Below are 16,908 nucleotides of genomic sequence, written 5' to 3'. Positions count from 1 at the left end.
CGACGCGCCGCAATCGACTTGCATTCACGCAATGCATCCCCCATATTGATCTCACGCAATTGCATTGCATTCATGCAATTCAGAACGGAACGAACGGAGCCACGGATGAACCGCATCCCAGACAAGACCATCACCGCGACGCGCGAGCTCGAGTTCGAGCGCATCATCGCCTACCTCGAAGCGACGAGCGACCCCGCGCCGTGCTGCGCGAAGTGCCGACGGGGCACGCCCGCGATGCTCGGCCCGTGCGGATACGAGCTGCGCTGCCCGCGCGGGTGCCACGACCGCGCGCCTCGGCACGCACGTCGGCGCTGAGCCGGCCACCGGACCGCACGCCACCCGCCCCACCCCGGCCCGCCCCGCCGCATCTCAGCCCGCCCGCCGACCACGACCCGAAGAACGGAGGACCCCATGCCCGCCTCGATCTCCCCCGACTGGCTCCCCGCCGTCGCCGACTGGCTCGCGGGCGTCGACCTCGTGCCGGTCGCCCTGTCCGTGGTCGTCGCCGCCCTCGGCATCCGCGTGCTCGTGCGGCTGTGGCCCTGGCTCCGGCGCGTCGTCGCGCTCGTGGAGGCGCTCGACACCCTCCCCGGATTCATCGAGCGCACGGATGCCTCGGTGCACCGACTGCGCCGCCAGGTCGAGAACGATCACGACACCAACCTGCGCGACGAGCTCAGCGAAGCGCTCGGCACGGGCCGGCGCCTCGAGGGCGAGCTCGCGCGGCTCGCGGCCCGGATCGACGCGCTGGCCGCCGCCGCCGAGGAGCTCCGCGCCGCCGATCGCCGCCTGGAGGACGAACTCCACGACGAGCTACGGCACGACCCCGGCGACGACCCCGCCACCGGCGCGCGCCCCCGCCCCCACCTCACCCCCTGGAGCAGACGATGACCTCGAAGTACGCCGACCCGCAGTTCTGGGTCGACACCGCCGACCGCGCGATCGCGACCTTCTCCCAGGCCGCGATCGGCGCGTTCGGGGCGGGGGCGACCGGCATCCTGCAGATCGACCCGGTGCAGCTCGCCTCCGTCGGCGCGCTCGCCGCGCTGACGTCGGTGCTCAGCTCGATCGCGTTCCGCGGCGGGACTCCTGGCGCTGGAGCCAGTCCAGCATCGCCCGGGTCACCTCCTCCGGCCGCTCCTCCTGGATCCAGTGCCCGCTGTCCAGACTGACGACCTCCACGTTCGGCACGAACTGCGCGAGCCGCGGCGCGCGCTGCACGGTGTCCCGATCGCCGTAGATCATGAGGGCGGGTTGCTGGATGACGGGCTCGACGTCGGCCAGCAGGTGCCAGTTGCGGTCGAGGTTCCGGTACCAGTTGATGCCGCCCGTGAAGCCGGACTCCTCGAAGGCGGAGACGAACACCGCGAGATCCCGATCGTCCATGAGCGGCTCGCCGCGGGGCGCGTCCGCCGTCGCGAGCGCGATCAGCGGCATGCCCGGCTGCGGCGCCACGGGCGGCTCGTTCTTCCGGTAGAGGTTGCGCAGGAAGCGGTCGGCGTTCGCGTCGAAGACGGCGTCGGCGACGCCCGGCTGCCGGTTGAAGTGGACGAAGTAGTCGTCGGGCCCGACGAGCTCCTCGAGGAACTCGATCCACGGCTGCTCCCCGCGGTCGAGGTACGGCATGCTGAGCGCGATCACCCCGCTCACCCGGTCCGGGTGGAGCAGCGTGAGGCCCCAGACGACCGCGGCGCCCCAATCGTGCCCGATGAAGACGGCGTCGTCGTAGCCGAAGTGGTCGAGGAGCCCGACGAGATCGCCCGACAGCTGCGCGATGCCGTACTCGGTCACCTCGCTCGGGCGCGGGGAGGCGCCGTAGCCGCGCTGGTTCGGGGCGATCACGTGATACCCCGCCTCGACGAGCGCGGGGATCTGGAACCGCCACGAGTAGGCGAGCTCGGGCCAGCCGTGGCAGAGCACGAGCGGTCGGCCGGCGTTCTCCCGCCCGGCTTCGAACACCTCGAGTTCGACGCCGTTGACGGGGATGCGGGCGGGGCGGGGGAAGTCGATCGGTTCAGACATTGCACGTCCTCTTTCTGGCTGGGCTCCCGAGTCGGCTCCAGCCGATTCGCTGGGTTCGGGAGCGGGGTCATGCCAAGGTAAAGAGAGCAAAACCGGTCACCTCATGACCGGTCTTGAATGAGAGTGTGATCGAGTGCGAACCGATCGGCTGGTGGCCATCCTCCTGATGCTGCAACGGCGCGGCCAGGTGACCGCGCCCGAGGTCGCGCGCGAGCTGGAGGTCTCCGAGCGCACCGCCCGCCGCGACCTCGACGCCCTCGCCATGGGCGGGGTCCCGCTCTACTCCGTCCAGGGCCGGGGCGGCGGCTGGCGGCTCCTCGGCGGCGCGCGCACCGACCTCTCGGGGCTGACCGCAGGGGAGGCCAGGGCGCTCTTCCTCGTCGCGGGCCCCGCGTCGGCGACGACCCCGGCGGTGCGGGCGGCGCTCCGCAAGCTGGTCCGGGCGCTCCCGGAACCGTTCCGCGACCAGGCCGAGGCGGCGGCATCCTCCCACCTCACCGACCCCGAGCAGTGGGGTTCCGGACGGAGGGATCCGCGACCCCCGCGCTTCCTCGACGAGCTCCAGGACGCGGTGATCCGCGGCGTGCAGGTCACCCTGGGCTACGTCGACCGCCACGGCGCCGAGACGGAGCGGACCGTGCACCCGCTCGGCATCGTCGCGAAGGGTCCGGGGCCCGCGTGGTACCTCGTCGCCCACACCGAAGCGGGACGGCGCACGTTCCGGATCGACCGGGTGTCCGCCGTCGTCGCGAGCGACGACCCGGTGGAGCGACCGGCGGACTTCGATCTGGCCGACAGCTGGCGCGAGATCGCCGACGAGGTCGACCGGCGACGCACCCCGCTCGAGGCCCACGCACGGTGCGCGCCGGAGGGGCTCGGCATTCTCAGGATCGGCTTCGGCGGCCGGCTCGAGGTCGGCGCCGCCGCGGAGGACGGCCGGATCCAGGTCGTCATCCGCGGCACCGACGAGGAGCTGCTGGCCGGTGAGCTGGCGGGGCTGGTGCCCTGGCTGGAGGTGACCGCCCCCGAGGAGCTGCGTGCGCGGCTGGCGGCGATCGGCCGGGCGCTCACCGAGCGCTACGCCCGGCCCTGAACCAACTCGGATCAGCCATTTCGGTGCGGCGACCCTCGGCGAGGAGCAGACACCCTTCAGTCATCCACCGACCCGGCTTCGGTCGCGCTCCGACGCAGCACGATGACGAGCAGCGCCGCGAGCGTCCCGGCTGCCAGCACGATGCCGGCCACGAGCGACCAGAGGGGTTGGCCGGTCATCAGCGTCGTCGTCACGAAGATGCAGCCGAACACGACGACCCCGAGGTAGATCCAACCGGACTGTCGCTGCGAGACCGGGGCGCGGAGCCCGGTCCCTCGGGGCTTGAGCACCCGCGGCAAGGTAGCGGACATGGTGACGATCAGGATGACCGTCAGCGAGCTACCGAGGAACCAGACGCCTGCAGCCTGCGCCGCTGAACCGAACAGGATGAACGCGACCATCCCGGCTCCGACCAGGAGGCCGGCGCGCGAGGTGGGGAAGTTCTCGGGCCCGCTCGAGCTCACGGTGTTCATCGGTGATCCTCCCTCATGACCGGTCCGTTCTGCCCAGCCGGGCCGCACCCAGTGGGCCGCTCCGCTCGCTCAAGCGCTCCCGAGCGATTCGTTGAGGAGCCAGATCAGCGCGATGGAGAACAGCATCAGATTGATGAGGATCAGCGCGAACCGATATCCACGGGGACCCCGGGTGCTGATGCCGAAGATCTGCGCGCCGATGTTGGCGAGTGCCAGAGCCAGGACCAGCAGCATCCACAGCGGAGAGAAGACGACGGCGAGAAGGAATGCGACGACGGCACCCCCGAGCACCGCGAGCATGAGCATGCCGCTGACGCCGGGGCGGAAGGAGTCCTTCCCGGGGACGTCCCCGGCGTTGCCGGCGACGTCGGCGTCGGCCGCCCGGGCGGGGAACTCCCCTCCCTTCGTTGACATGTTGTCCTCCGCATTCGGCTCGGTGGCGCTGTCTCTACGTTGTTTCCGCCTCACGCGGTTTCGTTACCAGCGCTGGGCATCCGGCGTGCCGCCGCTTCGCGGTCCAGATCCTGCCACCCGACACGACTCAACGGGAACCGGAAGTTGGCTTGCCGTTGGTATCCTTTCATTCCGGAGATTGGCGCGCGATGCCAGCTGTACCTCGTTATATTGGCACACGAGTGCGTTGCATTGGGATCCCGGCAAGGTCTCGATGCGACCGCGAAGGTGGGGAACGCGTGGCTGAACAACGCACAGTACAAGGGCGGGGCGATCCAGGCATGGACCAATTACGCGAAGCGGCTCTCGGCAGCGAGATGACCACGATCCGAAGAGGACGTCTCGCTCTCCTGATGTCCGCGGGCGCGGTATGCGGGGCAGTGAGCACGCTCGCGATCATCCCGTTCATGCTGGCAGGCTTCCCTGCCGCTTCATGGTTCGGCCTTTCTCTCATGGTCGCGATCATGCTGGGTGGGACTGGGGGCGCAGTTGGAGCATTGGCCGTGTTGATCCCCATTACTGTGGTCGCACGGGTCGCGGTCGGCGCGTGCCTCGCGGGCGCGATTGCACTCCTGGGGGCCAGCGTGCTCCACGCACCGTCGTCGCCCTGGGAATGGATCACCGCAGGCGGGATCGCCCTCGGTGTGGCTGTCGGCGGCGTCTTCGCCCTTCGGAAGAGGCGGGAGCCGTAGCCATCTCACCCCAATGAGGTGCAGGCACGCCGTGCCGCACTCGGCCAGGCAGTCACCGCACGCAACGGAGTGCTCTTATTCAGCTCAAGTCCTTAACTCACACCAAATTCAGCCCACACCCTTGTCTCCATCGCGCTGCTCCAGTGCGGCCTCGATCGCGATGCCGAGGTCGTCGTAGCTCTGCAGCTGCACCATCCGGTCGTCGATGAAGAAGGTCGGCGTGCCCTGCACGCCCAGCGCGAAGCCATCCGCCTGATCCGACTGCACCCGTTCGAGCGTCGCCGGGTCGGCGACCGCCGCGTCGTACGCCGCCAGGTCAAGCCCGAGCTCCGCGGCGAACTCCCGGAACAGCGGCGCCTTCGACTCCGCCTGCTCGCCCCACTCGGCCTGGGTCTCGAACAGCTTCGCGTACATCGCCTCGAACGCGCCCTGCTGCGCGGCGGCCTCCACGGCGACCGCCGCGTTCTTCGAGTTCTTGTGGCCGTCGAGCGGGAAGTACCGGGCGACGAAGGTGACCTCACCCGCGTACTGCTCGCGCAGCGACTCGACGAGCGGATAGAACGCGCCGCACGCCTCGCACTCGAAGTCGAGGAACTCGACCACCGTGACGCCGCTCGCGCCGGGCTCGCCGAGCACGTGGCTGTCGTCGCGAACGGTCGGCGCGGCCGTTGCGCCGGGCGTCTCCCCAGCGCTCGGAGAAGCGGCGGGGGCGGCGGCACCGGGCCGCAGGAAGGCGAACGCGAGGCCGACGACGAGCAGGAAGGCGCCGACGAGGCCGAGGTTGATCCAGAGCACCCGGCGGCGGGCGGCGGGCTTGGGGGCGTGCTGAGACATTGGGGTCCTTCGAGGAGTGGCGCGGCGAAGCGGCGCCAGGTGGCTGGGAGCGGAGCGGGCGGGGCCCGGTCGGGCGACCGGGACGCGGCGGCTCAGGTCCGGCTGATGCCGAGCGCGTCCAGGCTCACCGACGCGGTGGATGCGACGAGTGCGCGCATCGGGCGGCGCCGGACCGCGCGCGCGACGCGCCACGACCGCACCCGTGGGGCGGCTCCGAGCCGGAGGCCGACGAACAGGAGCACGATCGCGCAGCCGACGCCGAGGCACAGCGCGAGCAGCCCTTCGCCCCCGTCGCCCGGCTCACCGGGCACGCCGATGGAGGGGGCGGATGCCTCGAGCGCACCGACGGCACCCGGAACAGCTACGGCGTTCGCGCTCACCGCGGCGCTCGGCCCGGGTCCGGCCGGGGCGGCGTGCGCGGAGTCGAGCGTGTGCCCGAACAGCAGCGCCAGGCACGTGCCGACGACGAGCAGCATCGCGAGGAGTGCCGCTCGCAGCGGCACGATCGCACGCGGGGGCATCGGCACCGGGGCTCCCAGGGGGTCGGGGGTCCCGGCCAAGATAGCAAACCGCACTGGAGGCAGCCTCAGGCGCGATCGACCGCCGGCCGGCGCGCGGCGCGGACGCCGTTCAGGATGATCACGAGCTCCGCGACCTCGTGCACGAGCACGACGGCGGCGAGCCCGAGCACCCCGAAGAGCGCGAGCGGGAACAGCACGACGATGACCGCGAGCGCGAGGCCGAGGTTCCAGGTCATGATGCGCCGACCGCGTCGGGCGTGGGCGAACGCAGCGGGCAGCAGCCGCAGGTCGTGCCCTGTGAACGCGACGTCGGCCGATTCCACCGCCGCGGCGGAGCCTCGCGCGCCCATCGCGATGCCGACCGTCGCCGTCGCGAGAGCCGGGGCGTCGTTGATCCCGTCGCCGACCATCGCCGTCGGCGACTCGGCGAGCATGGCGCGCACGACGGCCGCCTTCTCGGCGGGGAGCTGCTCGGCGTGGACCTCGGCGATGCCCGCCTGGGTGGCGAGCGCCCGCGCCGTGCGCGCGTCGTCGCCGCTCAGCATCACCGCGGCGATGCCCTGCGCCCCCAGCAGGCGCACCGTCTCGGCCGCCTCGGGTCGGAGCTCGTCGCGGATGCCGATCAGTCCCGCGACGGTGCCGTCGAGCTCGACGACGACCACGGTCATCCCGGCCGCGGCCATCGCCTCGGCATCCGCCGCGAGCGCCGCGGGGTCGAGCCAGCGGGTGCTGCCCGCCCGCACGTGCACGCCGTCGACCCGGCCGGCGACGCCCCGGCCGGCATCCTCGACGACCCCGTGCGCCGACGGCGGCCCCGGGATGGCCGCGACGACGGCCGCGGCGAGCGGGTGGGTGCTGCCCGCCTCGACCGCCGCGGCGAGCGCGAGCACCCGCTCCCGTTCCTGGCCGGGCGCGGTGCGCACCTCGACGACGCGCGGCTCGTTGCGCGTCAGGGTGCCGGTCTTGTCGAGGGCGATGCGCCGGATCGTGCCGAGCCGTTCGAAGGCCTCGCCCGACTTGATGACGACACCGAGCTTCGAGGCGGCGCCGATGGCGCTGATCACCGTCACGGGCACGGCGATCGCGAGCGCGCAGGGGGACGCCGCGACGAGCACGACGAGCGCGCGCTCGATCCAGGTGCCGGGGTCGCCGACGACCACGCCGACGAGGGCGATGAGCGCGGCGACGACGAGCACCGCGGGCACGAGGGGGCGGGCGATGCGGTCGGCGAGCCGGGCCCGCTCGCCCGTTCGGGCCTGGGCCTGCTCCACGAGCGCGACGATCTGGGTGAGCGTGTTGTCGCGACCGTCCGCGCTCGCCTCGATGCGGAGCAGGCCGGGGCCGTTGATCGCCCCGGCGGGCACCGCGTCGCCGGGATCGACGGCGATCGGGATCGACTCGCCGGTCACCGCGGATGCGTCGATGCTCGAGCGGCCGGAGACGACCACCCCGTCGGTGGCGATCCGCTCACCGGCGCCGACGACGAGCACGTCGCCGGTGCGGAGCTCGGCCGCGGGGACCAGCGGCTCGCCGCCGGCGCGCACCACCCGGACCCGCTCGGGGACGAGGGAGAGGAGGGCCCGGAGCCCGTCCTTCGCGCGGTCCATAGCCCGGTCCTCGAGGGTTTCGGCGAGGGAGAAGAGGAAGGCGAGCGCGGCCGCCTCGCCGACGTGGCCGAGGAGCACCGCGCCGGTCGCGGCGATCGTCATCAGCAGGCCGACGCCGAGGCGGCCGCGGAGGAGCCGGCGGATCGCCCCGGGGACGAAGGTCCAGGCGCCCGCGAGGAGGGCGAGCCACTGCAGCACGAGGGCGGGGATGCCGAGGCCGGCCCAGTCGAGCGCCGTCCCGACGGCGAGCGCGACGCCGGAGCCGGCCGAGGGGAGGAGGGCCGGATCGCGCCACCACGGCGGTCGCGGCTCGTGCTCCTCGACGGGCTCCGCGACGCGTCCGGGGGCGTGCAGCGCGAGCGGCCCGGCACCCGCGGGCGTGTCTGGCCCGCAGCACTCCTCGCTCATGCGGCGCCGGGCCCGCAGCAGAGCGGCACGTCGCAGTGCTCGTCGACGCAGGGCGCGCCGTCGTCCACCGCGAGCACCGTCTCGACGAGCTCGCCGATCGCGCGGGCGAGGTGGGGGTCGGCGATCTCGTACCGCGTGCGACGCCCCTCGGGGGCGGCGACGACGAGTCCGCAGCCGCGGAGGCAGGCGAGGTGGTTGGAGACGTTCGTCCGGGTGAGCTCGAGGTCGCGCGCGAGCTCGGCCGGGTAGCCCGGCCGTTCGAGCAGTGCGAGGAGGATGCGCGAGCGCGTCGGATCGGCCATGGCCCGGCCGAGCCGGTTGAGCACGTCGAGGCGGGTCGCAATGGTCAGCACACGCTGACCATACAGCAGCGACTGACCATTGCGCGAGTCTCGCGCAGCAGGGCCGTCCACCTCGCCCGCGGGCGCGACACGCACGACCAGCCCGTCTGCGAGGATGGTCACGTGCACGAAGCCAGGCGCGTCCGCACCCTCCGGGGGCTGCTCGCCGCGTCCGTCGCCACCTTCGTCGCCCTCTTCGGCCACCTCCTCGGCGGCGGCGCACTGCCCGGTTTCGCCGGCGTCGCGGTGCCCTTCGCGCTCTCGCTGCTGGTCTGCGTGCTGCTCGCCGGCCGGCGGCTCTCGCTCATCCGGCTGAGCCTCTCCGTCGCGATCAGCCAGACCCTCTTCCACAGCCTGTTCGTGCTCGGCACGCCCGGCCCGCTCACTCGCGCCACGGGCGAGGCCGCCACGGCCGCGCACGCCGGCCACGGCGGCACGATCTCGCTCGCCGAGCCCGCCGTGCACCTCGCGCACGCGCAGCCCGACATGTGGGCGGCCCACGCGCTCGCCGCCGTCGTCACGATCGCGGCGCTCTACCAGGGCGAGCGGGTGCTGCAGGCGATCGTCGCCGTCCGCGACCGCGTGTGGGCGGCCGTACTGCCCCGCCTCACCGCCGAACTCTCCCCGCGCCCGGCGGCGCCGATCGTCGCCGGCGTCTTCGCCCTGGCCGTCCCGCTCCGACGGACGGCCGACCCGGTCACCCCGGTCCGCGGTCCGCCGCGCCTCGTCACGCCGTAACCGACCGCTCCCGGAGCGACCGGCCGCCCTCGCGCGCCGGTCGACGCCCGAGCGCGCCGTCGGCGACGGCACGAGCCGCACCCGACCGCGTCGCGCGGCGCCTCGGCGCGCCCGCACGGCGATGACCCCTGGAGGAACTCCATGCCCACCCACCGTCGTGGGCGCCGCCTTCTCGTCGCGTCCCTCGCGGGCGCGACGCTCGCGGCGTCCCTGAGCCTCGCGTCGGCGCTGCCGGCCGCGGCGCACGACGAACTCCTCGGCAGCCAACCGGCAGCCGGCGACGCCCTCGCCGCGGCACCGGCCGACGTCTCGCTGCGCTTCTCCGACGAGGTGCTGCCGCTCGGTGCGGCGATCGTCGTCGCCGACGCCGACGGCACCGACTGGACGGCTTCGGCCGTGTCGCTCGAGGGCGACACGGTGCGGGCCGAGGTGCGCCCCGGCATGCCCGACGGCCGCTACGAGGTGCGCTGGCGCGTCGTCTCGTCCGACGGGCATCCGATCACCGGGCTCGTCCCGTTCACGGTCGGGGATGCCCCGGCCGGCGACGAGCCCGGCGACGCACCCCCGGCCGAGACGGATGCCTCGGCATCGGCTCCCGCGACCGAGGCGGACGCCGCACCACCCGCCGAGGCTTCCGCTCCCGCGGACGGCCTCGATCCCACCATCCGGACCCTGCTCCTCGCCTCCGGCGGCGCGGGCGCCGCGCTGCTCGTCTGGCTCGCGGTGCTTTTCGCCCGCCGGAAGCGCGCCGGAGCGACGAACCGATTCGACGAACGAACGAAGGAAGACCACGAATGAACACCGCAACGCAGACCACCGCCCGCACCCGCCGCATCGCGGCCCTCGCCCTGGCCGCCGCCGCCGCGCTCGCGCTGAGCGCCTGCGCCGGCACCGCCGCTCCGGCCGCGACGAGCGCCGCCGCGACCGAGGCCGAGCGCCTCACCGTGACCGACGCCTGGGTGAAGGCCGGGGACGAGGCCATGTCCGCCGCGTTCGGCGAGCTCGAGAACACCGGCGAGGATCCGATCACGATCGTCTCCGCCGAGACCGAGCTCGCCGGCCGTGTCGAGCTGCACGAGACCGTCGAGAACGAGACCGGCGAGATGGTGATGCGGGAGAAGGACGGCGGCTTCGCGATCCCCGCCGGCGGCTCCCTGAGCCTCGAGCCCGGCGGCAACCACCTGATGCTCATGGAGCTCGGCGGGCCGATCCTCGCCGGCGAGGAGTACACCTTCACGCTGACGTTCGCCGACGGGTCCAGCTCGACGTTCACCGCGCCCGCGAAGGACTACGCCGGCGCGAACGAGAACTACGAGGGCGGCGACATGGACGGCATGGACATGGGCGACGCGGGGCACTGATGTCCGATGGCCGATCCCCACAGGCCGACCGCGGGCTGACCCGGCGGCGACTCCTCCTCGGAGGGGCCGTCGCCGGCCTCGGCGCCGCGGCGGCGGTCGGCGCGGACGCGGTCATCCGCGCCGGTGCCGACGCCGAGCGGAACCCGGGCGACCCGGCGGGCGGCGGAGCGGATGCCGCGACGGCCGCCGCCGTCGGGCTCGCGACGGAGCCGTTCCACGGGCGCCACCAGGCGGGCATCGCGACGACCCCGCAGGCGCACGCGAGCTTCGTCGGGCTCGAGCTGCTGCCGCAGACGGACCGCGACGGCATCCGCCGACTGCTCTCGGTGCTGAGCGACGACGCCGCCCGGCTCACGCAGGGCCGGCCGGCCCTCGCGGACTCCGAACCGGAGCTCGCCGCCGTCCCCGCGCGGCTCACGGTGACCTTCGGCTTCGGCTCGGAGCTCGTGCGCCGCGTGGCCCCGCATGCCGCGCCCGAGTGGCTGCGCGCGCTGCCGCCGTTCGGCATCGACCGCCTCGAGCCCGACTGGTCCGACGGGGACCTGCTGCTGCAGATCGCCGCGGACGACCCGTTCACCGTCGCGCACGCCGTGCGGATGCTGCTGAAGGACGCCCGGAGCGCGACGAGCGTGCGCTGGGTGCAGTCCGGGTTCCGTCGGGCGGCCGGCTCCGTGCCCGACGGCACGACCATGCGGAACCTCTTCGGCCAGGTCGACGGGACCGTGAATCCCCGCCCGGGCGACGCCGACTTCGACGGACTCGTCTGGGTCGGCGCCGACGGGGGCTGGCTGCAGCACGGCACGGGCTTCGTGCTGCGCCGCATCCGGATGGACCTCGACCGCTGGGATCGCCTCGACCGCGGCGGGCGCGAGCAGTCCGTCGGCCGCTTCCTCGCGAACGGCGCCCCGCTCACCGGGACCGAGGAGCACGACGAGCCCGACTTCGAGGCGAGGACCGCGATCGGCTTCCCCGTCATCCCCGAGTTCTCGCACCTGCGGCGAGCGCGGTCCGACGATCCGCGCGAGCGGATCCACCGGCGGGCGTACAACTACGACGCCTCGCCGAGCGGCGGCGGGATCTCGGACTCGGGGCTGCTGTTCGCCTCGTTCCAAGCCGATGTCGACCGGCAGTTCGTGCCGCTGCAGCGGCGGCTCGACGAGCTCGATCTGCTGAACGAGTGGACGACGCCGATCGGCTCGGCGGTGTTCGCGATCCCGCCGGGTGCGGAGGAGGGCGGCTTCGTGGGCGAGACTCTGTTCGCGGCGTCCGCCTGAGGGTCCGCGGGAACGGAGCGGGGCCCGGGCGACGACTCGTCGCCCGGGCCCCGGAACCACGACTTGCCCGACTTCCATGGAAGTCGGGCAAGTCGTGATCTGTTGCGATCAGTCCCGATCGGTGAGGGCGTCCTTGACGTCCTTGCCGGCGTCCTTGGCCTTGTCGCCCGCCTGCTTGAGGTCGGCCTTCGCCTCCTCGGCACGGCCCTCGGCCTCGAGCTCCTCGTTGCCGGTCATCTTGCCGATGCCCTGCTTCGCCTTGCCCGTCAGCTCTTCGGCGGTGTGCTTGACCTTGTCTCCGAGTCCCATGTCGGTCTCCCTTCGAGTTCGGTTCGCTCTGCGGCGCCGTTCGGCGCCGACCACTCCACCGTCGCATCACCCCGCGTGAACGGCCAAGGGATTGACAGCCCGCGCGCGGTGTGGAAGGCGCGGCTTCGGCGGGACTCAGCCAGCCTCGTCGATGAGCTCGCGCTCGAGGAGCGCGACGAGCGCCGCCTCGGGGCGCCGGCTCGGCTCGAGCAGCAGGCCCGCCTCGTAGGCGCGGACGACCCGGGGGTCGACGTAGCTCGACTTCGCGATCGTCGGGGTGTTGCGGAGCACCTCGGATGCCGCGACGTACGCCTCCCGGATCGCGGCGTTCCGCGCCCGCGCCGTCCCGGCCGCACCCTCGGCCGCGAGCCGCTCGGCGGCGACGAGGGTGCCCCGCAGCGTCCGGAAGTCCTTGGCCGTGAAGTCGCCGCCGGTGCGCTCGCGGATGTCGTCGTTCACCTCGCTCGCCGTGATCGCGCGGAGCGCCGAGCGGGCGGCATCCTCCGCGCGCCAGCTGAACAGGCGCGAGCTCGGCCGGGCGTCCGCCCCGGATACGACGAAGCCCACGAGCCCGGCGTCCTCGAGCTCGATCCGGTGCAGCGCCCCGCCCTTCGCGCGGAACCGCAGCCGCACGAGCTCGCCGTCGACCGTCGCGTTGCGGATCAGCAGCGTCGTGAGCCCGCGGGTGCGGGCGGCGAGCAGGTACTCCTCCCCGCCGACGCGGAGCGCACCGAGGTCGAGGGTGCGGAACGCCGCGGCGAGCGCCCGCTCCCGCCCCCGCCCCTCCGCGCCCAACTGGCGGCGCACCGAGCGACGGGCGTCCGGCAGCACGCGGGCGAGCTCCACCATCCGCTCGAACTTCTCGGCGTCCTGCCGCTCCCGCCAGGCGGGGTGGTAGCGGTACTGACGACGCCCTGCCGCATCGACGCCGACGGCGAGGATGTGGGCGTTCGGGGCATCCGCGATCCAGACCTCCGTCCACGCGGGCGGGATCGCGAGGTCCTCGATGCGCCGCCGTTCGGCCGACCCGGCGAGGCCGCCGTCGACGTGGCGGTACTCGAAGCCGGCGCCGCGGCGCCTGCGCCGGTAGCCGGGCGACACGTAGGGCTGCACCCGGCGCAGTCGCGGCATCCCTCGTCCCCTGGCCGGCGGTCAGAGCCCGCGCCCGCCGGTGACCGGCAGGATCGCGCCCGAGACGTAGGAGGCCTCCTCGGAGGCGAGGTAGACGTAGGCGCCCGCGAGCTCCGCCGGCTGGCCGGCCCGCCCGAGGGGCGTGTTCTTCCCGAACTGCGGCAGCTTGTCCGGCCACCCAGTGGCGGGGATCAAGGGCGTCCAGATCGGGCCGGGGGCCACGGCGTTGACGCGGATGCCTCGCGGCCCGAGCTCCTCGGCCAGCGCCTTCGTGAAGGCGACGAGCGCCGCCTTCGTCATGGCGTAGTCGACGAGCCTCGACGAGGGGTCGAACCCCTGGATCGACGCGGTCGTGATGATGCTCGACCCCGGCTTCAGCTTCGGCACCGCCGCCCGCGCGAGGAACACGGGCGCGAACAGGTTCACCCGCATCACGGTCTCGAAGTCGGCGGTGGGGATCTCGTCGATGCCGCCCCGGTCCCGTTGGTGCGCGGCGTTCAGCACGAGCAGGTCGATGCCGCCGAAGGTGTCGCACACCCGCTCGATCATGAGTTCGCAGTGCGCCTCCGACCGCAGATCGCCCGGCAGCAGGAGCGCCTGCCCGCCGGCCTCCTCGATCCAGCGCGCGGTCTCCTCCGCGTCGGCGTGCTCGCGTTCGAGGTACCCGATCGCGACATCCGCGCCCTCCCGCGCGAAGGCGATCGCGGTCGCCCGGCCGATGCCGGAGTCGCCGCCGGTGATGAGCGCCCGCCTGCCCTGCAGACGGCCCGAGCCGCGGTAGCTCTCCTCGCCGTGGTCGGGGGTGGGCGTCATGTCGGCGGTCACCCCGGGCGCCGGTTGCTCCTGCCGCGGGAACGGGCCCCGCGGATGCTTCGTAGTCGGATCGATGAGCGTCGCGGTGCGTGCCATGGTCTCCTCCTCTGGTTCCCAGCCCACGGTAGGCAGCACGGCGGACGGCGTTCAGGGGGTTGACACTCGACATTCCGCCCCGCAAACGGGCCCGCTCCCCCGGATCTCCGTGGGTCTTGCCACGTCGGAGCGGTCCGCGTCAACCCCCGTGGGCGAGTCTCGGAACCGCCCTAACGTGAAGGTGTTGCGATCGGACATCCACGTCCGATGCGTCGTCCCACCGGGCATCCACGTCGGATGCGCCGTCCCGAGGAAGGGGTTCCAATGAACATCCTGCTGATCATCATCGTCGTCATCGCCATCATCCTGGCGATCACCGGAGGACTCGTGCAGTCCCTGAACTTCCTGCTGTGGGTGGGGCTCGTGCTGCTCGCGATCGCCGTGATCAGCTGGCTGATCCGATCCATCGCGGGTCGCCGAGGGGCCTGATCCGCCGAGCGGGTCCAGCAGACACCAGAACCCCGGGTCGCCCGACGTCCATGAACGTCGGTGCGACCCGGGGTTTTCGGTGCGCCGGGATGGATGGCTCGCGTGGGAGTCGCGTCCGGTCAGGCGAGGAAGGGCTCGTGCGTGTACGCCCCGTCCGGGGTGACGACCACGGCCGTCGACTCCGGCACCTCGATGAACGCCCCGGGCAGATCGTTGAGCGGCTCGCTCACGACGAGCCGCGCCCGGGTGCCGAACACCCGCAGCCGTTCGAAGTCCGGGTACATCGCGCGAAGCACGTCGATGTCCTCCGAATGGAAGAGCGTCCGGCTCCGGTGCTCGCTCGAGTAGCGGAACGCCCACATCGTCGCGCCGTCCGTCACGGCGAAGGTGCCCTGCACGGCCGCCGCGACGCCGTGTGCGCGGCCGGCCTCCTCGATACGGCGCAGGGTGCGCGCCATCGCCGCGACCGGGTCGTCCATGAGGCCGTAGCCGAGGGCCAGGTGGAAGACGAGCTCCGAGTCGGTGGTCCCGCGGATGCCGAGGAAGAACTCGGGCGCGACCTCGAGCATCAGCTCCCGCTTCATCGCGGGGAAGCCGGCGATCGCCCCGTTGTGCATGAAGAGCCACCGGCCGTAGCGGAACGGGTGGCAGTTCGTCTGCTGGATGGGCGGCCCCGCCGCGGCACGGACGTGGGCGAAGAAGAGCGGACTCTCGATCGCCTGGGCCAGTTCGCGGAGGTTCTCGTCGTGCCAGGCGGGCTCGATGCTGTGGAACACGGCCGGCGCATCGCCGGCCGGGCGGGCGGCGTCGTACCAGCCGAGACCGAAGCCGTCGCCGTTCACGGTCTCCGCGCCGAGCGGCGAGTTCAGCGCCTGCGCCACGAGCGAGTGCTTCGCGTCGAGCACCACCCGGGAGATCTGCAACGCGTCACCCGAGTAGGCGAGCCATCTGCACATCCGTCTCATCTCCTCCGAGGCGAGCGGCGCGCCGTGCCGGCGGGCGTCGCGGGCCGCCGTTCACTCCGCCGGGGGCGCCTCCGCGATGGGGCACTTGGCGAGCTCCGCCATCTTGGCGACCGACTGGTCGAGCGACCAGGGCAGCTCAACCATCGGGCGCTCGTGCTCCGGCGCCGCCGTCGCCTTCGAGGCGATCGAGGCGAGCGCGAACGCCGTCTCCCGCACGAAGTCGGCGCCGGCCGTCGAGTCGTTGAGCGCGACGACGACGGTGAGCCCCGACTTCGGGTCGGTGAACGCGGCGGTCAGCGCGCCGGCGCCCTCGCCCGCGGTGCCGCGCATCGGCCCGTACTGGGCCCCGCCCACGCCGTAGCCCTGCCACGCGGGCGCGTCGCCGCTCATCGGGACGAGCGTCCACTGCTCGCGGGACGTCTGCTCGCCGAGCAGCGCTCCGGTCGCGAACGCCTCGCTCAGCGCCTGGGCATCGGCGAGCGTGGTGATCGCTCCGGCCGCCGCGCCGCCCATCGAGCTCGACTGCTTCGAATCGTCGAAGCGAGCGGTGCAGTCGGGCGCACCGTCGGCCCCGGGCTTCGCCACGTAGCCGCCGAGCACACCGTGGTGGTCGACCTCGCTCGGCGCCGGCAGAGCCGTGTCGTCCATGCCGAGCGGGCCGAAGACGTAGTCGTCCGCGAGGGAGTTCCAGTCGCGGCCGGTCGCGTTGCGGAGCGCCTGCGCGAGGAGCATCACCCCGGCCTGCGACGGCGCCCAGCCCTCGCCGGGCGCCGACTGCCGGCCGGCGGCGAGGCCGCCGGAGATGAGCTCGGTCTCGCTCCACACGCGCTGCGGGTTGGCCGCGAAGTGCCCCCGGAGCGTCGGGTAGAAGTCGCCGAGGCCCGAGGTCTGCTGGCAGAGCTGGCGCAGGGTGATGCCGTCGATGCCGGGCGTGTCGTCGACGTAGCTGCTGACGTGGTCGTCGAGGCCGACCACTCCCGCGTCGGCGAGGCGGAGCAGCACGGTGCAGGTGATCTCGGTCGTGCCGGTGGTGAGTCGGAACTTCGTCTGCGGGGTCACCTTGGGGGCGTGGTCCTCGAAACCGGTCGTGCCGGTTACGCCTTCCCAGGTGCCGGACCAGGGGGCCCAGACCCCGGCCAGCCCGCCGCTCGAGCCGCTCTGGCGGACGGCCTCCTCGAGGACGCCCTGCAGCTGCTCGACCGTCGAGTCGGGGAGGGCGCGATCGAGCTCGTCGAAGCTCCGGGCCGGATCGGGCCCGCCGCCGGTGCAGGCGGTGAGGACGAGGGAGACCACGGCGAGTGCGGCGGCGGCTCCGACGACGCGACCACGTCGCCGTGGGCGCTGCGCG

At 73.2% G+C, this 16,908-nt stretch carries 23 protein-coding genes; 10 read left to right on the top strand and 13 right to left on the bottom strand.

Going from position 1 to position 16,908, the window contains the following annotated elements; all coding sequences use genetic code 11:
- The first annotated feature begins 105 nt into the window (after nt 1-105).
- Together ROT00_RS08170 and ROT00_RS08165 are read left to right on the top strand one after the other, a co-directional pair.
- A complete protein-coding gene (locus ROT00_RS08170; protein ID WP_404773852.1) occupies nt 106-315 on the top strand; it encodes a hypothetical protein in 210 nt (69 codons plus the stop codon).
- 96 nt (nt 316-411) lie between these two features.
- Nucleotides 412-891, top strand: a complete 480-nt coding sequence (locus ROT00_RS08165; protein WP_404773850.1) for a hypothetical protein — start codon at nt 412-414, stop codon at nt 889-891.
- On the opposite strand, the gene ROT00_RS08160 is transcribed toward ROT00_RS08165, so the two are convergent.
- Nucleotides 869-997: a hypothetical protein gene (locus ROT00_RS08160; RefSeq protein WP_404774090.1), complete on the bottom strand. Its 129-nt coding sequence runs from the start codon at nt 995-997 to the stop codon at nt 869-871. The genes ROT00_RS08165 and ROT00_RS08160 overlap by 23 nt on opposite strands.
- Here ROT00_RS08160 and ROT00_RS08155 point away from each other — a divergent pair.
- Nucleotides 942-1,172, top strand: coding sequence for a holin (locus tag ROT00_RS08155; RefSeq protein ID WP_404774075.1), 231 nt, complete (start codon nt 942-944; stop codon nt 1,170-1,172). The genes ROT00_RS08160 and ROT00_RS08155 overlap by 56 nt on opposite strands.
- Here the strand turns inward: ROT00_RS08155 and ROT00_RS08150 are convergent.
- Nucleotides 1,060-2,022 (bottom strand): alpha/beta fold hydrolase, encoded by a 963-nt coding sequence (locus ROT00_RS08150; protein WP_404773848.1) that lies wholly within the window; start codon nt 2,020-2,022, stop codon nt 1,060-1,062. The genes ROT00_RS08155 and ROT00_RS08150 overlap by 113 nt on opposite strands.
- A gap of 151 nt (nt 2,023-2,173) precedes the next feature.
- Here ROT00_RS08150 and ROT00_RS08145 point away from each other — a divergent pair, with 151 nt between their 5' ends.
- Nucleotides 2,174-3,115 carry a helix-turn-helix transcriptional regulator gene (locus ROT00_RS08145; RefSeq protein WP_404773847.1) on the top strand — a complete coding sequence of 314 codons (942 nt, stop codon included), beginning with the start codon at nt 2,174-2,176 and terminating at the stop codon, nt 3,113-3,115.
- A 56-nt stretch (nt 3,116-3,171) separates the two neighbouring features.
- Here ROT00_RS08145 and ROT00_RS08140 read toward each other — a convergent pair whose 3' ends face one another.
- Together ROT00_RS08140 and ROT00_RS08135 are read right to left on the bottom strand one after the other, a co-directional pair.
- Nucleotides 3,172-3,588 carry a hypothetical protein gene (locus ROT00_RS08140; RefSeq protein ID WP_404773845.1) on the bottom strand — a complete coding sequence of 139 codons (417 nt, stop codon included), beginning with the start codon at nt 3,586-3,588 and terminating at the stop codon, nt 3,172-3,174.
- A gap of 69 nt (nt 3,589-3,657) precedes the next feature.
- Nucleotides 3,658-4,056, bottom strand: a complete 399-nt coding sequence (locus tag ROT00_RS08135) for a hypothetical protein (RefSeq protein WP_404773843.1) — start codon at nt 4,054-4,056, stop codon at nt 3,658-3,660.
- Between the two features lie 266 nt (nt 4,057-4,322).
- On the opposite strand from ROT00_RS08135, the gene ROT00_RS08130 reads away from it, so the two are divergent.
- Nucleotides 4,323-4,733: a hypothetical protein gene (locus ROT00_RS08130; protein ID WP_404773842.1), complete on the top strand. Its 411-nt coding sequence runs from the start codon at nt 4,323-4,325 to the stop codon at nt 4,731-4,733.
- 108 nt (nt 4,734-4,841) lie between these two features.
- Here the strand turns inward: ROT00_RS08130 and ROT00_RS08125 are convergent, their stop codons facing one another.
- The 4 genes from ROT00_RS08125 to cmtR form a co-directional block, all read right to left on the bottom strand.
- Nucleotides 4,842-5,567, bottom strand: coding sequence for a DsbA family protein (locus ROT00_RS08125; RefSeq protein WP_404773841.1), 726 nt, complete (start codon nt 5,565-5,567; stop codon nt 4,842-4,844).
- Nucleotides 5,568-5,659: 92 nt separating this feature from the next.
- Nucleotides 5,660-6,094 (bottom strand): hypothetical protein, encoded by a 435-nt coding sequence (locus ROT00_RS08120; RefSeq protein ID WP_404773840.1) that lies wholly within the window; start codon nt 6,092-6,094, stop codon nt 5,660-5,662.
- A gap of 59 nt (nt 6,095-6,153) precedes the next feature.
- Nucleotides 6,154-8,103 (bottom strand): heavy metal translocating P-type ATPase, encoded by a 1,950-nt coding sequence (locus tag ROT00_RS08115; RefSeq protein ID WP_404773838.1) that lies wholly within the window; start codon nt 8,101-8,103, stop codon nt 6,154-6,156.
- Entirely contained in the window at nt 8,100-8,456 is a 357-nt protein-coding gene (cmtR, locus tag ROT00_RS08110; RefSeq protein ID WP_404774074.1) for a Cd(II)/Pb(II)-sensing metalloregulatory transcriptional regulator CmtR, read from the bottom strand. Before cmtR ends, ROT00_RS08115 begins: the two co-directional genes overlap by 4 nt.
- A 111-nt stretch (nt 8,457-8,567) precedes the next feature.
- Between cmtR and ROT00_RS08105 the strand changes: the two genes are divergently transcribed.
- The 4 genes from ROT00_RS08105 to ROT00_RS08090 all read left to right on the top strand — a co-directional run bounded on the left by ROT00_RS08105 (nt 8,568) and on the right by ROT00_RS08090 (nt 11,817).
- A complete protein-coding gene (locus tag ROT00_RS08105) occupies nt 8,568-9,182 on the top strand; it encodes a hypothetical protein (protein ID WP_404773837.1) in 615 nt (204 codons plus the stop codon).
- 141 nt (nt 9,183-9,323) lie between these two features.
- Nucleotides 9,324-9,980 carry a copper resistance CopC family protein gene (locus ROT00_RS08100; protein WP_404773836.1) on the top strand — a complete coding sequence of 219 codons (657 nt, stop codon included), beginning with the start codon at nt 9,324-9,326 and terminating at the stop codon, nt 9,978-9,980.
- Nucleotides 9,977-10,543: a copper chaperone PCu(A)C gene (locus tag ROT00_RS08095; protein WP_404773835.1), complete on the top strand. Its 567-nt coding sequence runs from the start codon at nt 9,977-9,979 to the stop codon at nt 10,541-10,543. The genes ROT00_RS08100 and ROT00_RS08095 overlap by 4 nt, the downstream gene beginning before the upstream one ends.
- On the top strand, nt 10,543-11,817 hold the full coding sequence (locus ROT00_RS08090; RefSeq protein WP_404773833.1) for a Dyp-type peroxidase: 1,275 nt from the start codon (nt 10,543-10,545) through the stop codon (nt 11,815-11,817). Before ROT00_RS08095 ends, ROT00_RS08090 begins: the two co-directional genes overlap by 1 nt.
- A gap of 108 nt (nt 11,818-11,925) precedes the next feature.
- On the opposite strand, the gene ROT00_RS08085 is transcribed toward ROT00_RS08090, so the two are convergent.
- From ROT00_RS08085 to ROT00_RS08075, 3 genes are all read right to left on the bottom strand, one after another.
- Entirely contained in the window at nt 11,926-12,126 is a 201-nt protein-coding gene (locus ROT00_RS08085) for a CsbD family protein (protein ID WP_404773831.1), read from the bottom strand.
- 135 nt (nt 12,127-12,261) lie between these two features.
- Nucleotides 12,262-13,257, bottom strand: a complete 996-nt coding sequence (locus ROT00_RS08080; protein WP_404773830.1) for a DNA topoisomerase IB — start codon at nt 13,255-13,257, stop codon at nt 12,262-12,264.
- Nucleotides 13,258-13,278: 21 nt separating this feature from the next.
- Nucleotides 13,279-14,166 (bottom strand): SDR family oxidoreductase, encoded by an 888-nt coding sequence (locus ROT00_RS08075; protein ID WP_404773828.1) that lies wholly within the window; start codon nt 14,164-14,166, stop codon nt 13,279-13,281.
- 264 nt (nt 14,167-14,430) lie between these two features.
- On the opposite strand from ROT00_RS08075, the gene ROT00_RS08070 reads away from it, so the two are divergent.
- Entirely contained in the window at nt 14,431-14,595 is a 165-nt protein-coding gene (locus tag ROT00_RS08070) for a hypothetical protein (protein ID WP_404773827.1), read from the top strand.
- A gap of 119 nt (nt 14,596-14,714) precedes the next feature.
- On the opposite strand, the gene ROT00_RS08065 is transcribed toward ROT00_RS08070, so the two are convergent.
- Both ROT00_RS08065 and ROT00_RS08060 read right to left on the bottom strand, forming a co-directional pair.
- A complete protein-coding gene (locus ROT00_RS08065; RefSeq protein WP_404773825.1) occupies nt 14,715-15,551 on the bottom strand; it encodes a class II glutamine amidotransferase in 837 nt (278 codons plus the stop codon).
- A 60-nt stretch (nt 15,552-15,611) separates the two neighbouring features.
- Complete coding sequence (locus ROT00_RS08060) at nt 15,612-16,853, bottom strand: serine hydrolase domain-containing protein (RefSeq protein WP_404773822.1); 1,242 nt, start codon at nt 16,851-16,853, stop codon at nt 15,612-15,614.
- Between the last annotated feature and the right edge of the window lie 55 nt (nt 16,854-16,908).

Origin of the sequence: Agromyces mediolanus, from assembly GCF_044917495.1 — a bacterium.
Classification (GTDB): domain Bacteria; phylum Actinomycetota; class Actinomycetes; order Actinomycetales; family Microbacteriaceae; genus Agromyces; species Agromyces mediolanus_B.
This window is presented reverse-complemented; position numbering and strand designations above follow the sequence as displayed.